This is a genomic window from Microvirgula curvata, from assembly GCF_054781615.1.
Map to the genome: position 1 here is coordinate 42217 of NZ_BAAGUB010000011.1, position 15129 is coordinate 57345.

Here is a 15129-nt window from a genome sequence, read left to right on the forward strand (position 1 = left end):
CCGACAGGAACCGACATGCTGACATTTGAAGACAACGACATCGCCGCGCCGGCCGTACCGGCCAATCCGACTGCCACCGCCATGCCGAACCGCGTCAACGCGGTCGACAAGCGCATCATCAACGGCAAGACCGACGTGAACCAGCTGGTGCCGTTCAAACACAAGTGGGCATGGGAGAAGTACCTGGCCCAGTGCGCAAACCACTGGATGCCGCAGGAAGTGAACATGCAGCGCGACATCGAGCAGTGGAAGACCGGCCAGCTGAGCGAAGACGAAATGCGCATCGTCAAGCGCAACCTCGGCTTCTTCGTCACCGCCGACAGCCTGGCTGCCAACAATATCGTGCTCGGCACCTACCGCCAGATCACGTCGCCGGAATGCCGCCAGTTCCTGCTGCGCCAGGCCTTCGACGAGGCCATCCACACCCACGCCTACCAGTACATCGTCGAAAGCCTCGGCCTGGACGAAGGCGAAATCTTCAACGCCTACAACGAGATCGCCTCGATCCGCGACAAGGACGAGTTCCTGATCCCGTTTATCGACGCGCTGTGCAACCCGGCCTTCAAGACCGGCACGCTGGAAACCGACCAGCAACTGCTGAAGTCGCTGATCGTGTTTGCCTGCATCATGGAAGGCCTGTTCTTCTACGTCGGCTTCGTGCAGATCCTCGCCCTCGGCCGCCAGAACAAGATGACCGGCGCCGCCGAGCAGTACCAGTACATCCTGCGCGACGAGTCGATGCACTGCAATTTCGGCATCGACCTGATCAACACCATCAAGCTGGAAAACCCGGAACTGTGGACCGACAGCTTCAAGGCCAGCCTGGACGAGCTGTTCCGCAAGGCAGTCGACCTCGAATACGCATACGCCGAAGACACCATGCCGCGCGGCGTGCTCGGCCTGAACGCCCCGCAGTTCAAGGAATACCTGCGCTTTATCTGCAACCGCCGCATGCAGCAGATCGGCCTGACCGAACTGTTCCCCGGCGCCAGCAACCCGTTCCCGTGGATGAGCGAGATGATCGACCTGAAGAAGGAAAAGAACTTCTTCGAGACCCGGGTGACGGAGTATCAGACGGGCGGGGCTTTGAATTGGGATTGAGGGGGGTCGTCGGAAATCGGAAAGGTTGAAATTTTGTAGTCAAAAGTTGAAATTTCCGATAACCAAAGCATGAAATCTTGCTTTGCGAGAAGAAAGGGCCCTGTCGTTACAGGGCCCTTTCCATGTTGCGATCGGCAGTATCAGTAATCGGAAGTAACCTCTTGCTTGAACATTGGCATGCGCTCGCTTCTCGGCCAAAACTGACGTTCGACGGCTCGATGAAAAATGGCCGCTTACCTATTGGAAGTGGACTGCCCCGGCTCCTGCAGGTAATCCTGCCCCATGATTGGCCGCAAGGAGGTAACGCGCAGACGGGCCGGCTCAGCGCTTGCCGGCCGCCTCTTCTCGCCGGCGCTTGGCCTCTTCCAGCAGGTAGACCTGGTAATCGTCCAGATCGCCCGCGAAATCGCTGACCCCGCCACGCGACACCATCCAGAATTCGTCACACACCGCGCGCAGCAACGCCCGGTCGTGGCTGACCAGCATCACCGAGCCTTCGAACTCGTTCAGCGCCACGCTCAGCGCCTCGCGGGTGGCGAGGTCCAGATGGTTGGTCGGTTCATCCAGCAGCAGCAGGTTCGGCCGCTGCCACACGATCATGCACAGCACCAGCCGCGCCTTCTCGCCGCCGCTCATGCTGCCGACCGCCTGCTTCACCATGTCGCCGCTGAAGTTGAAGGTGCCGAGGAAATTGCGCAGCCCCTGCTCGCGGCAGTCATTCGCCGACGGCCGCATCGCCGCCGGGGTGTCGCGCGCCAGGCGGAACATGTGCTGCAGCGGATCGTCCTCCGGCCGCAGCACGTCCAGTTCCTGTTGCGAGAAGTAGCCGATGTTCAGCCCCTTGCCGCGGATGATCTCGCCGCCGACCGCCTGCAGCGCCTCGGCCACGGTTTTCACCAGCGTCGACTTGCCCTGGCCGTTGGCGCCGAGAATGCCGATGCGCTGGCCGGCCAGCACGGTGCGGTTGACGTTGCGCACGATCACCGTCGGCGGTGTGTCTGCCGGCGCGCCATCCATTGCCGGATAGCCGAACGCCGCGCCGGTCATCGACAGCATCGAGTTCGGCAGGCTCATCGGCTCCTTGAATTCGAACTGGAAGTCGGCGTCAGCCAGCACCGGCGCGATCTTCTCCATCCGCTCCAGCGCCTTGACGCGGCTCTGCGCCTGCTTGGCCTTGCTGGCCTTGGCCTTGAAGCGGTCGATGAACTTCTGCAGGTGCGCCATCTTTTCCTGCTGCTTGGCCTGCGCCGCCTGCTGCAGGGTCAGCTGTTCGGCACGCATGTACTCGAACTTGCTGTAATTGCCGCCGTAGCGCACCAGCTTGGCGTTGTCGACGTGCAGCGTCACCGTGGTGACGGCATCGAGGAATTCGCGGTCATGGCTGATCACCACCATGGTACCGGCGTACTGCTTCAGCCACGCCTCCAGCCACACCAGCGCATCCAGATCCAGGTGGTTGGTCGGCTCGTCCAGCAGCAGCAGATCGGACGGACACATCAGCGCGCGCGCCAGTTGCAGCCGCATGCGCCAGCCGCCGGAGAAGCTGTTCACTGGCTGCTGCAACTCGGCGACACTGAAACCCAAGCCGAGAATCAGTGCCTGCGCCCGGGCCGGCGCGTCGTGGGCGCCGGCATCGTTGAGCGCGGTATAGGCGTGCGCCATGCGCATATAGTCTTCGCCGGCCTCGGCCTCGGTCACCTCCCGCTGCGCGGCGAGCAGGATGGCATCGCCTTCGACCACGAACTCGGTCGCCGTCTGCGCCGTTTCCGGCATGTCCTGCGCCACCTGCGACATGCGCCACTGCGACGGGATCGACACATCGCCGCCGTCTTCGTGCAGCGAGCCGTTCAGCACCGCGAACAGCGAGGATTTGCCGGCGCCGTTGCGGCCGACCAGGCCGACTTTCTCGCCAGGATTGAGCGTCACCGACGCGTTGTCGAGCAGGACTTTGGTACCGCGGCGCAAGGCCACGTTTTTCAGAATGATCATGGGAAGCGCCGTGCGGCGGCAGGAAACAGGTTACGCCGCGACCGGCGACAAGGCGGGAAGACGACAGGCAATGCGGCCAACGTTGGCCGCATCAGGACAAGGGTGCTGCCTCGGCAGCGTGGCGCCGCCGCATGCTGCAAAGCAATAAAAACGGCGCGGCGCAGATGGTAACACGCCCCTACGCGCTCCAAAGGGGAAGAAAGCTGACGTTCGGTGCCGGCAACAGAGAAATGGCCGGTATTTGACTCTGAGCAGACGTTCAGGACAAATGGGGTAGCAGACCGCTTTGGCCGAGTAGCACGCGTAAGCCAACGGTACTCCCCCCATTTTTAGCGGTCGCCAGAAGTAGAGGCTAGGCCATGATGGCCAATCGTTGTTTCGGTGTAATGCCACCGAGGGCCATGTTCGGGCGTTCGTGATTGTACGACCATAGCCATTTCGTGGCGTAGTCCTGGACCTCCGCGACGGTTTCGAACAGGTAATGCGCCAGCCAGTCATACCGTACGGTTCGGTTGTACCGCTCGATACAGGCGTTCTGCTGGGGCTTGCCTGGCTGGATGAACTGCAGCCTGATCCCGCGCTTTTCGGCCCAGTCTTTCAACGCTCCGCTGACGTATTCAGGGCCGTTGTCGCACCGAATCGCCTGTGGTCGACCACGCCACTCGATGATCTGCTCCAGCGCCCGAATCACCCGTAGTGACGGCAGGGAGAAGTCCACATCGACGCACAGCCCCTCGCGGTTGAAGTCGTCGATAACGTTGAAGAGCCGGATGCTACGGCCATCGGCTAATTGGTCGTGCATAAAGTCCATCGACCAGCTTTCATTCAATGCCTGTGGTACCACCAGCGGCTCCGGTTGCTCTCGAACCAGCCGCTTGCGCGGCTTGATACGCAGGTTCAGTTCCAACTGCCGGTAAATGCAATACACGCGCTTGTGGTTCCAGCCAAAGCCCTTGACGTTACGCAGGTACAGGAAGCACAGGCTGAAGCCCCAGTTGCGCTGGTTGTGGGCCAGCCTGACCAGCCAATCGGCAATAAGCTCGTTCTCTACCGAGCCCTTGGCACGATATCGGTAGCAGGTCTCACTCACGCCAAACGCCGCACAGGCCGCCTTGACGGTCAGGGAGCGATCCCGCACGGCACGCATAGCCATCTCACGTCGATGAGATGGCCTTACCACTTTTTTTCGATGGCTTCTTTCAGGACATCGGTCTTCAGGCGTTCCTCGGCGTACATCTTCTTTGACCTTCCCCCGCCCGGTATCCCAGTCATAAATTAGCAATCAGGACTGTTGATCCGCCCCCAAGATTTACTCTAGGCAGAACTAGAAACTCTCACCTTGCTCGCCTGTGGATAAAACGTGGTACTGGTCCGCAAATGCGCTTGGCGTCAGATTGCCAATGGCGCTGTGAGGCCGAAATTCATTGTAGTCCTGGCGCCATTTTTCGACCTTGTTTTGCGCATCCTCCAGTGACAGAAATCAGTGCGCGTTCAGGCACTCATCGCGGAAGCTGCCGTTGAACGACTCGATGAACGCGTTATCGGTAGGCTTGCCGGGATCTGCTCTTCCGTGAACCGTGACTTCTTCATGCTGCCGCTCCTGTGGATAAGTGCTCGCGACAGGTTAGAAATTCCAGTTTACCGTGGAGTAAAAATCCGGGAGCAGATCAATCTGGCCTGAGCGACCACGTTCCTCAGTAGCTAGGTACGGTTTCTGATCCGTTGCTGCCGGTCGAGCCAAGAAAGGCTCAACAGCAGGTATCAGACTAGAGCAATCGCCCGGCATGGCTATTCGCTGACTGCAGCTTGGCCAAAACGTACATTCCGGGCGCAAGGACCAAATGTCTGCTACGCAATACCAAGCAGTCTTAGAGCCACAAGGAAAGCGGGTACAAGAAGTCTATCAAACGTGCAGCGATCCAGATTGCTTCATGGCATCAGTCGCAGTCGCCAAGAGAAATTTATCAATCTCCCCGACAGAGAGGACCTCGAAAAGGATGCCCCCCCCATTACGATTAAGCACTTTCATGAGGTGGCGGAAATTTGCTTCACCCGAAGTTATCCATGGTTCCGCAACCATAATGCGGATCAGTCCCTGAGCGAGTTTTGGCCTGCTCGTCGTGCGAGAGCGTTCTACGAAGTTGCTCCGGATATCGGCACTCTTGAGTATCAGGCCCAGTGCCTGTTCATGATCCCCTGCGCCGGCCGCGATTTTCGCGATTCTTGCATTCCACCAGAGGCGCCCAATTGCATTATCGTCCCGGATCGAGGTGAGACCCGTCCCAAAAAAGTGATCAAGAACAGCCTTGTCTACCCCCGCACCGCTAGCTCCCGAAAGCCAACGGGCCCTTGAGTATTCGAAGCCCTCTACATGAGTGAGCCTGCTCCATATGCGCCCTTCACGGGCTATAGCTGGAGTCATGCCCGGAAGCGCCTCGAAAACCTTCAGCGAATTCTTGATTTCGACTTCAGGTTTAGTCGAGGACATGTCGAGATTTGCGAATGCTGCTCCATCAATTGAAACGGTTGAAAGCTCGATTGCCCACCCATTGCCGAGTTCGAGGTCCAGAAAACCGCCAGTTTCATACCGTGCACGGTGAGCGGAGACCTGTGCTTTCAGGTTATCCATGACGTCCTGTGAGAGAAATTTGAGTTTGCTCACACCATGTCCTCCGTGATCACATCAAGCCGACTTACAGGCATTTCCAGCAACATCTGCGCGTTATCAAATAGGCTTCCGTTGTAATCGATATTGGCCAACGTGCACTTCGCCGAGAACGGCTGCTTCCAGCGTCGGTTACCATACGCGCCGGGGTTCTCCCGAAGCGTATCGAGCACTTCCATAAGCGCGGGCAGATACACTGAGCTCAAGAGAGCAGCTCTAGCCGGTGAGTGTCGCAGGGCATTGACCATCTTGAACGTGCTCTCGTCGGTGAGAATGGTTATCTTCTCGGCATCAAGCTTGACACTTAGCTGACCTTCCGGCTGAGATGGCGACGCCACGAGCGCAAAAATGCTCTCCATCGGGGCTAGCTTGGCTTGGCCAACGCTCAGAACCTGCTCTTCATCGAGGGCAAGAATATCCCCGGCGACAAGGCTCAGGGGTAGAGTGAACTCCGAATGCACATTGCCCGGCCTCCATCCGGCCAACGGTTGCGACAGCCAAATGACCGGACGTACAGTTACACGATTGAGAAGCGAGCCCTTCTCGAACTCGACCTTCCCCTTGGGCCAATCCAGTTCCCGCAGGTCGGAATAGAAAGTGTCTTTGCACCTGACGAAAATTCCGACGGTAGCCTGGCCGTTCTCGACCAGCTTTCTGATGGACGGCTCCGTCAGTTCGATCTCGTAGCGAATGCTTACCTTGCCGGTTTCGATGATTTCCTCAACTTCGGTATCAAGGGCAAAGCTACCTTCGTCGAAGTCACCGGTCTCGGCTGTCAGCACAGGATGGGCGAAGCGCATGTTATCGGAAAACCTCATGCCTCTGCCTCCTGTGTTTCCGCTGTTGCAAACACTTCGATCGGCCCTGCGTACGGCGCGTCCAATGTCACCCCCAAGGAGATCCGCACCCCCTCGTTGAGATCTAGTTCGACGCTCCCATTGCGAACCGAACCTGTGCTGGCTGTCACTACAGGCAGCGGCTCCCCGGTGTGCAAACCGGTTGCTTCGAGCTTAACTGTGGCCTTACCTGAAACGGTAGGTGTGAACCATATTGTTCTCTTCCAGGCATCCGCGCCGTTCTTTGGAATTGCGGTCCTGAGGTCCCGCAACTTCAGAGGCGGTACTTTCCCTTGTTTGCCGCTACCGCCGCTTCCAGCCCCCGGCCCTTGTTTGTCGCCGGAGCGTTTGCCACGACTTCTCTTTGTCTCCTGGTCGTTGTCACCGCCTTCATTCCCGGAATTCTCATGCGAGCTTTGCGGGCGTGCCTTTGTCTTTCGAGCAGGCGTGTAGACATATTTCTCAGGATCATTTTCCGCGGCCGGATCGGGCGGCGTGGTGCCGCTTGCGTCCTCGGCAAAGAATCTCGCCAGCTCGTCGAGGGTGACCTCTTCATCCTCATCGATCGCCGCAGTCTGTCCGATCTGCCGTCGCAGGTCTTTGATGAGCTGCTTCATGGCACTGGTTGCTGCCTGCCGCTTCGCTGGATCTGAAAGTCGATTGGCAGAAAAGCTGTCGTGTCGAGGATTCTCGATCGACTTCATCTGCTTGCTTGCAGCGTCGGAAACAGGCTCCACAAACATAACAAACTCTCGCATCCCGACGAACCGCTGCAGCTTGTCTCCGAATTGCTGAAGTTCGGACGTAATCAACATCCCGTTACGTACGATCCCCACTCTTTTTTGAAGACCATCTTCAACCAGAATGCAAAAGCGCATAGTGCCGAGCCCTTGGACGTCGTATTTAATATCAATAGCATCCGGCGACGTGAGACACCTGAACAGGTCACGCGAAAAGTCCAGTTGACTTCTCTGGCCGTCGGCTTCTGCCGCAGCGATTATGCGCGGGTCAACGAACATCGCGGCGACGGTATTGTGGTTGAGTTTGATCTCTCCATCGTTGATCTCAAAAGCCATCCTATCTCGATGCAATGCCGCGAAGAAATTCGTAAGCAGGGAATACGCGATCGACCAAGCCCAAGTGTCGATCTGCCTGAATCCCGCACAAAAAATGCTCGTGCCGACTTCTGTGCGACGCATCCACGTGGGAACCTTTGCAAGATCCTCGATTGCGACATACCCATCCGGGACTCCCCAGTAACCAGTGGCACGCCGTTTTGTACCGCTACTGTCAACGTGGGAGACCATCCGACATTTACCCTGCGCCGCAAACCGCAATACCTCCTCCCTGTCGCGGTATGTTGTCGAATAGAATACGGTTTGCAGATCGGAGACGGCGAACGCCGCGTTTTTGCCAATCCCGAATGAGCCTCCGGAGGTTTCCGTTGCTTTGTTGCTGATCCCGGCCCCCTTGAGCAAAGAATGGAAAGGCGTTCCTTCCTCCCCCGAGGGGCCTGTGAGCCCTTTGGTATTGTAATCACTTATTCTTAGAATCTTCGTAGTTTGCTTTCCCAGCAATTCTTTTGCCTGCAAGAAGAAGTCCTTGTCCTTTTCCTGCTTTGCATCAATGAGGCATCTCTGAACAGTGTCTTTCAGTACAGTGATGCCCGGAAGCTCTGAAGTTGGTAACGTAAGCACGTCAAATGTCATTCTGACGGGGTAATCAATCGCAGCGTCTGCGCTGTTCTGCCCCGCCTCGCGTCCGCAGCTAGCATAGGGGCTGTCGCGAAAAGTTTCGATCCCAGCATCACCGAGCCCCTCACTCTCGCCCGCCTGATTCGGCAGGAATTCAAAAACCGGTTCAATCATTGTGACCTCCTTGATGCGGCAGGACCGGGAATCGCCCTGCTACCCTACTAGGGTGAGCGACATCGTGCGATTGAAGTAACACCGCTGAATAGTACGGCTGATTTTAGGCTGAAGCTGTCTTTCACATGTCAGATGAAAAAGGCTGCTTTCGTAATTTCATCACCCGGCTTGAAATACCACTTCAATAGCGAATATTTCTGACATCCCAAACCCATGAGGGGCGCTCATCATGGGCCATCCAGCATGATCAGTCATTCTCTGCAAGAGATAGCATCTACAAACGGCATCAGGTGCTTATCGGATCAACATATTTTCGCGGTGCCACGCGAATGCATCAGGATGCACTTTCAACGCATTGTCCTTTGCCTCCCGGATCAGTTGGTCGTGAAGTTCTTGCAGGCTTGCATTTCCGGAAATGACCGTTACAACTTCAGGAACTATCACTTTCCGGTCATCACCCACACCAAACAGGCCCTTGTCGAATGCCCAGTGATGGCGTTTGCACAGGGCAACCCCGTTACGGACATCATCAGCGCCAAGAAGTGAGCGGGGAACGACATGAGCAGCATCCAGCTCCAGTGATCCGGAAGGCGATTTCAGTGCCTCTCCACAAATGGCGCAAGTCTCCTCATACTGTTCCAGGACCCTTTTACGGAAAACGATTGATCGTGCGACTTTCCTGACCGTGGATGCACTGGTTCCGGCAGCAGGATCAATGAGGGCAAAAGGCGCCGCTTCCAGGGCCATTTCTTCAGTCAGGGCGGAGTCAAGGTCATCATCGGACACTGGCGGTGCGGCGCGGTCAAGAACCCCCCAGCGATGCGGTCCGATCATGCCTGCAATTGCAGGAAAATCTGGTGAGAGTCGCCGCACCAGCGTCAGCCTGTAGTAATCAAGACGGTCGATGCTCCGCTGGATAATCAGTACGTCATTCCCGGTCGCCAGATTCCGCAACGGACCTAACTGGTCAGTCAATCGTGATTCAGGCGAACGCTGCCCGCCCCATGACTGAAACTGGTAGCGGGTACTTACGGTCCCTTTGTAGGCATTTTCAACAAAAAGCTGCGCTTCGATCCGGTGATCGACCGTCGGGTTTGCTGCTGAAACTGTACCAGTCAGCCCCGGAAAGAAAATACGCAAGTCTTTCGGTATGACCACTCCACCCTGATGCCCTGTAGCATTACCGGTATCATTGCTTGCCAGTACTTTGAAAACTGGAAAATCCCACTCCGGCGAATGCACAAGACAACGCAGTAACATATTGGATCGCTCTCGATATCGATACCAGAAGGCCGCAGAGTACCGCATTACCCGGCACGGGTCCATCCATAATGCATATTCCAGCAGCAACAACCTCCACAACCTGATTATTTTCCGGTACTTCGCACCCTTGCGATGGTTGATTTCGCACATTTTCACAACCTGCCCACATTTCCACTGGCTATAAGCTGCCTCTGCGGATAAAATGTGTCCATCAGCGGACGTTATGTCCGGCTTTTGTCCCAGAGAAAGCGCCATGAACACGCCAGATTCCCTAAATATCAAAGCCATGCTGGATGAAGTCTTGCAGCTGCGCAGCCAGACCGAGATTGCCAACGCTCTCAAGGTTGATGCCCGCACCATCCGCCGCTGGAAATCTGGCGACTGCGAACCGCCCTCTTTCCTAGTGCATGCCCTGCGTCAGTTATTGCCGCCCGCACTGCCGTTTGACAATGACAGTGCTGATTTCACCTTCATTGACCTGTTCGCCGGCATCGGCGGTATCCGTCAGGCTTTCGAGGGGATTGGCGGTCGCTGCATGTTTACCAGCGAATGGGACAGCTACGCCCAGAAGACCTACGCCGAAAACTACAACCGTGACCAGCACACCCTGAATGGCGACATCACCCAGATCAATGCCGGTGACGTGCCGAATCACGATGTGCTCCTAGCCGGCTTTCCCTGCCAACCGTTTTCCATTGCAGGGGTATCCAAGAAGAATGCACTGGGTCGTGCCCACGGCTTCCAGGATGAAACCCAGGGCACGCTGTTTTTTGACGTGGCCCGCATCATCGATGAAAAGCGTCCGCGTGCCTTCCTGCTGGAGAACGTGAAGAACCTGCTGTCCCACGACAAGGGCCGTACCTTTGATGTAATCCGCCGCACCCTGAGCGAGGAGCTGGGCTATCACATCCACTGCAAGGTGATTGATGGCGCCCACTTCACCCCACAGCACCGCGAACGCATCCTGATTGTCGGCTTCCGCGAGCCGGTGGCCTTCGACTGGGACGCCCTGCCACTACCGCCCAAGGGCAATATCCGTCTGGGCGAGATTCTGCACCGTACCGATGGAAGCGAACCGGCGTTGCCATGGGATGGAGACCGCTTTTTCGATCATGCGGCGCACAAGGTGCAGGACAAGTACACCCTCACCCCCAAGCTTTGGGCTTACCTGCAGGCCTATGCCGAGAAGCACCGCGCCAAGGGCAACGGCTTCGGCTTCGGGCTGGTGGGTGCCGACAGCGTAACCCGCACCCTGTCCGCCCGCTATTACAAGGACGGTTCGGAAATTTTGGTCTACCAAGGTGAAGACAAGAACCCGCGCCGCCTGACCCCACGCGAATGTGCCCGGCTGATGGGCTTTCCCGACACCTTCCGTATTCCGGTGTCCGACACCCGCGCCTACAAGCAGTTTGGCAACTCGGTGGTGGTGGACGTGATGGCCCACACCGCCCGGCTGATGCACCAGTTCCTGACCCAGGAGACGCTGGAGCCGGAACTGCCGCTACAGGCCTCCACCGTCTGACCCAGCCTCCATGACCGACATCGTCGACAAAGCCACCCGCAGCCGGATGATGTCGGGCATCCGTGGCAAAGACACCAAACCGGAAGTCCTCATCCGCAGAGCCCTGCACTCGCAGGGCTTTCGTTATCGTCTGCACGACAAGGGCCTGCCCGGCAAACCGGACCTTGTATTCCCGAAGTACAAGGCCGTGGTGTTCATTCATGGCTGTTTCTGGCATGGCCACGACTGCCGCTATTTCAAGGTGCCGCAAACCCGTACGGCCTTCTGGCAGGACAAAATCAACACCAACCGCCAGCGCGATGCCCGGCAGCTGGCGCAGCTGCTGCAGGCCGGCTGGCGTGTACTGGTAATCTGGGAATGTGCAACGCGAAAGAATGAATCCCTGTCAAAGGACATGCTGATTGACTATACTGCCAATTGGCTGACAATGGGCAGCTATGACTCGCAAATCGATGAGAACGGCATCCGCCCCTTGACATGTTTGACGACAGAATAAGTGACTACACCGAGGGCGTAGCAGCCAAATACCTGAGCGCCGTGGACGCAGAGCCCGGCAAATCCCGCCAGCACGAAATCGGCGGTCTGCCGGCAGCTGGCTTCCGTGAATGGCTGGGTACCCCCGGCAAGCAGGAGGAATACCGCTTCCGCGCCCGCCAGATCTACATCTCCGATGATGACGACGAACCGGTCATCTGCGACAGCCACGTCACCTGGTACGACTGCCGCCGTAAAGTGGCCCACCGTGGCCCGGAATACCGCCTCTACTACTACGACAGCCCGGTGACGACCTGCATCAGCGAAGGCGATTTCTTTCTGGTGGCCAAGCTGCGCGAAAACGCCCTGCCGCTGCAGGATTTGTTCCTGCCGCTGGACGGTGCCGACCTAAAGCCCGGCAGCCTGCTAATGGTGTTTGCACCGGCCGGCAGCGCGGCCGAGCAGCAATTGCGCATCCTGTTTGGCCTCGGCGAAATCGGCGAACGCTTCAAGGCGGGCGAACTGGATGCCGGCATCCTGCTACTGCCCCTGCGGATGATGCTGGAAGCGCTGGGTATCGAGCTGAACAAGCCCGACCGCTCCGACGACGACTGGACCGAACGCCTGCTGGCCACCTTTGGCGGTAAAGCCTTCCCGCCCACTACTGCCTTTTCAGCCTTTGCCCGCGACAGCATCGCCGACCATACCAATCCGCTGGCTGACCCGGATGGCACACTGATGGCGTGGATGGAGCACGAAGAAAAACTGTTCCGCCTGTACGAGCGCCAGCTGGTGCAGGCCCAGCTGCGTGCCGGCTTTGGCGAGCTCGGCGATGACGTGGACGCCTTCATCAACTACTCGCTCAGCGTGCAGAACCGCCGCAAGTCACGTGTCGGCCACGCCTTTGAAGGCCATCTGGACACCCTGTTCCGCCTGCACGGCCTGCAGTTCCAGCAAGGCCGCGGCAAGGGTAACGTCACCGAAAACAACGCCCGACCGGACTTCATGTTCCCCTCCTTTGCCGCCTACCACGACCCGGCCTTCCCGGCAGAGCAGTTGCTGATGCTGGGTGCCAAGACCACCTGCAAGGATCGCTGGCGCCAGGTACTGAGCGAAGCCGCCCGCATCCCGCGCAAACACCTTATCACCCTGGAAGCGGCCATCAGCGAAGCGCAAACCAAGGAGATGGCTGCGCATGGGCTGCAACTGGTGGTGCCGGAGAGCATCCAGAATACTTACACCGAGTCACAAATAAAAAACCTTTTCAGCATCACAGCCCTGATAGCCAATATCAAGCAATTAACCGTTTACCAACAATCTGAATTGTGACAATACTCCCCACTGAATATCTTTCCTTTCTTGTCACCGATGAAGAATTGGGCGATGAGAGGACTTTGTTGCATTAATCGGGGCTGGTGACTGTCCGGTAAAGTGACGGCATAAGCAAGCCCCTCCCTCTCAAATACTACGCCACCAACTGGCAAACCTACAATCAGTCCCTCAAGCAGCGAGGGCAACTCCTTATCTTGATCGATAAAGACATGAACTGGCTAGCGACTGCTGCTGAAAACGGGGGGACGTCGCTGCAAGCACATCAAACTAGATAAAGCCGTTCCCCAGCTGTAAGTAGCCGCAGTCCATACGGAATTAAAACGTTAGTTTTGGCCGAAAATCAGCCTACATGATCTAAGCTAAATTTTTTCAGACCTATATCACGCCCTTGAACACGCACAGTAACACCCTCTGGATAGGCCCCCCGAACGACAGGACACCGCATCCCGCCTAAACTAAGCGGTAGTCTTGAAACCATGTTCAAACCCATGTCCAAAATCGAGCGGGTTGATGTGCTGACCCACCCAGAGCAACGACGCCGGTTCAGCGTCGAGCAGAAGCTGGCCATCGTGCGAGAAACCTTCGAGCCCGGTCGTTCCGTTTCCACCGTGGCGCGACAGCATGATGTGCACGCCAATCAGGTGTTCAAGTGGCGCAAGCTTTATCAGGAAGGCAGCCTTGCGGCCGTCAGGACCGGGGAGACTGTCGTCCCGGCTTCCGAACTGGCTGACGCCATGAAGCAGATCCGCGATCTGCAGCGTATGCTCGGCAAGAAGACCATGGAGAACGAGATTCTCAAGGAAGCGGTGGAGATCGCCCACTCGCGAAAATGGATTGCGCGCATGCCCTTGTTGCCCGGGGACGACCAGTGAAGGCGGTCAGTGGAAGTCTCGGCGTTGCGCGCTCGGCCCTTATGGTCCGTCTTCACCGGCCGGAAAGTTGGCAGGACGGGAGACGGCACCGGTCTCTGGATGATGCCGCGCTGGTGGCCGAGTTGAAGGCTGTCATCGTCGATTTGCCAAGCTACGGCTATCGCCGCGCCTGGGGCGTGCTGCGTCGCCAGCGTGATCAGTTGGCCTTGCCGAGAGTGAACCGGAAGCGGGTCTACCGGGTCATGCGCGAGCATGCTCTGTTGCTGCAGCGGCGGATCAAGCGGCCTGGGCAACCACGTCGGCATGAAGGCCGGGTAGCCGTAACGGCCAGCGACACGCGCTGGTGTTCGGATGGCTTTGAGTTCAATGCGGACAACGGCGAGAAACTGCGGGTCACGTTTGCACTGGACTGCTGTGATCGGGAAGCACTGAGCTGGGTCGCCAGTCGGCGTGGATACAGTGGTGACGACGTACGCGACGTGATGCTGGCGGCGGTCGAGCACCGTTTCGGCCAGGAACGACCGCCGTATGCCGTGCAATGGCTGAGTGACAACGGCAGTGCCTACACAGCAGAAGAGACCCGCCGCTTTGCCCGGGAGATCGGACTGGAGCCGGTGACGACCCCGGTATGCAGTCCGCAGAGCAACGGGATGGCGGAGAGCTTCGTCCGGACGATGAAGCGGGATTACATCGCCTTCATGCCAAAGCCGGACGGGAAAACCGCACTGGCGAACCTGGCGCAGGCCTTTGTCCATTACAACGAGCACCACCCGCACAGCGCGCTGGGCTACCGGTCCCCCCGGGAGTTCCGACGGCTGGCGATTCCTTCAACCTGAAGCGGGAACGGGTGTTCTGGGGTACGGGGGCGAAGTCCACATGGCTGTTTCTGGCACCGCCATGCTGGTTGCAGGCTGACAGCCACCCCTGCTACACGCAGCGAATTCTGGCTGGGCAAGTTCGCACAGAACGTCCAGCGGGATCAGGCAGCAAGGGAAGCATTGCTGCAACAGGGCTGGCGCGTGTTTATTTTGTGGGAGTGCGGTATCAGAAAGCAGTCACTGGACTGGCTGCCGGGCGCAGTTACCAGTGATACAGCATTGCTTGACTGGCCAACACTTCCTTTCCCTGGCACAAATCCGGATTCGCCCGAGAAATCTGACGGCCCTCATGCATGACCGCCTGTTCTCAGCCCTGGTGGACAGAAAAG

Annotated in this window: 10 protein-coding genes and 2 pseudogenes; 5 read left to right on the forward strand and 7 right to left on the reverse strand. The window is 57.9% G+C overall.

Annotation, left to right across the window (positions count from 1 at the left end):
- The first annotated feature begins 15 nt into the window (after positions 1-15).
- Positions 16-1101, forward strand: coding sequence for a ribonucleotide-diphosphate reductase subunit beta (locus tag ACYVG8_RS05990; protein ID WP_028499623.1), 1086 nt, complete (start codon positions 16-18; stop codon positions 1099-1101).
- A 321-nt stretch (positions 1102-1422) separates the two neighbouring features.
- On the opposite strand, the gene ACYVG8_RS05995 is transcribed toward ACYVG8_RS05990, so the two are convergent.
- The 7 genes and pseudogenes from ACYVG8_RS05995 to ACYVG8_RS06025 form a co-directional block, all read right to left on the reverse strand.
- Complete coding sequence (locus ACYVG8_RS05995) at positions 1423-3090, reverse strand: ABC-F family ATP-binding cassette domain-containing protein (RefSeq protein ID WP_460745165.1); 1668 nt, start codon at positions 3088-3090, stop codon at positions 1423-1425.
- 352 nt (positions 3091-3442) lie between these two features.
- A pseudogene (locus ACYVG8_RS06000) lies at positions 3443-4338 on the reverse strand (IS3 family transposase); the annotation flags it as partial.
- Positions 4339-4414: 76 nt separating this feature from the next.
- Positions 4415-4648, reverse strand: a pseudogene (locus ACYVG8_RS06005) (integrase core domain-containing protein); the annotation flags it as partial.
- Between the two features lie 345 nt (positions 4649-4993).
- Entirely contained in the window at positions 4994-5752 is a 759-nt protein-coding gene (locus ACYVG8_RS06010; RefSeq protein ID WP_460745166.1) for a DUF6339 family protein, read from the reverse strand.
- The gene (locus ACYVG8_RS06015; protein ID WP_460745167.1) at positions 5749-6573 is read right to left on the reverse strand and encodes a hypothetical protein; all 825 of its coding nucleotides are present in this window, start codon (positions 6571-6573) and stop codon (positions 5749-5751) included. The genes ACYVG8_RS06010 and ACYVG8_RS06015 overlap by 4 nt, the downstream gene beginning before the upstream one ends.
- A complete protein-coding gene (locus ACYVG8_RS06020; protein ID WP_460745168.1) occupies positions 6570-8459 on the reverse strand; it encodes a hypothetical protein in 1890 nt (629 codons plus the stop codon). Before ACYVG8_RS06020 ends, ACYVG8_RS06015 begins: the two co-directional genes overlap by 4 nt.
- A gap of 294 nt (positions 8460-8753) precedes the next feature.
- Positions 8754-9977, reverse strand: a complete 1224-nt coding sequence (locus tag ACYVG8_RS06025; protein WP_460745169.1) for an HNH endonuclease — start codon at positions 9975-9977, stop codon at positions 8754-8756.
- On the opposite strand from ACYVG8_RS06025, the gene dcm reads away from it, so the two are divergent.
- The 4 genes from dcm to ACYVG8_RS06045 all read left to right on the forward strand — a co-directional run bounded on the left by dcm (position 9946) and on the right by ACYVG8_RS06045 (position 14758).
- Positions 9946-11244, forward strand: coding sequence for a DNA (cytosine-5-)-methyltransferase (dcm, locus tag ACYVG8_RS06030; protein WP_460745170.1), 1299 nt, complete (start codon positions 9946-9948; stop codon positions 11242-11244). The two genes, ACYVG8_RS06025 and dcm, sit on opposite strands and share 32 nt — an antisense overlap.
- A gap of 10 nt (positions 11245-11254) precedes the next feature.
- Positions 11255-11740: a very short patch repair endonuclease gene (locus ACYVG8_RS06035; protein ID WP_460745171.1), complete on the forward strand. Its 486-nt coding sequence runs from the start codon at positions 11255-11257 to the stop codon at positions 11738-11740.
- A complete protein-coding gene (locus ACYVG8_RS06040; RefSeq protein WP_460745172.1) occupies positions 11722-13047 on the forward strand; it encodes a type II restriction endonuclease in 1326 nt (441 codons plus the stop codon). The genes ACYVG8_RS06035 and ACYVG8_RS06040 overlap by 19 nt, the downstream gene beginning before the upstream one ends.
- A 479-nt stretch (positions 13048-13526) precedes the next feature.
- Positions 13527-14758 (forward strand): IS3 family transposase gene (locus ACYVG8_RS06045; RefSeq protein WP_460745173.1). Its coding sequence is split into 2 segments (ribosomal slippage): positions 13527-13875 and positions 13875-14758, totalling 1233 coding nucleotides; the frame shifts between segments, so codons are not numbered across the junction.
- Positions 14759-15129 lie beyond the last annotated feature (371 nt).

Coding starts and splice junctions, on each gene's coding strand:
- ACYVG8_RS06040 (WP_460745172.1), top strand. CDS start 11,722: ATGTTTGACGACAGAATAAGTGACTACACCGAGGGCGTAGCAGCCAAA.
- ACYVG8_RS06025 (WP_460745169.1), bottom strand. CDS start 9,977: ATGGCGCTTTCTCTGGGACAAAAGCCGGACATAACGTCCGCTGATGGA.
- ACYVG8_RS06015 (WP_460745167.1), bottom strand. CDS start 6,573: ATGAGGTTTTCCGATAACATGCGCTTCGCCCATCCTGTGCTGACAGCC.
- ACYVG8_RS05990 (WP_028499623.1), top strand. CDS start 16: ATGCTGACATTTGAAGACAACGACATCGCCGCGCCGGCCGTACCGGCC.
- ACYVG8_RS05995 (WP_460745165.1), bottom strand. CDS start 3,090: ATGATCATTCTGAAAAACGTGGCCTTGCGCCGCGGTACCAAAGTCCTG.
- ACYVG8_RS06020 (WP_460745168.1), bottom strand. CDS start 8,459: ATGATTGAACCGGTTTTTGAATTCCTGCCGAATCAGGCGGGCGAGAGT.
- ACYVG8_RS06035 (WP_460745171.1), top strand. CDS start 11,255: ATGACCGACATCGTCGACAAAGCCACCCGCAGCCGGATGATGTCGGGC.
- dcm (WP_460745170.1), top strand. CDS start 9,946: ATGTCCGGCTTTTGTCCCAGAGAAAGCGCCATGAACACGCCAGATTCC.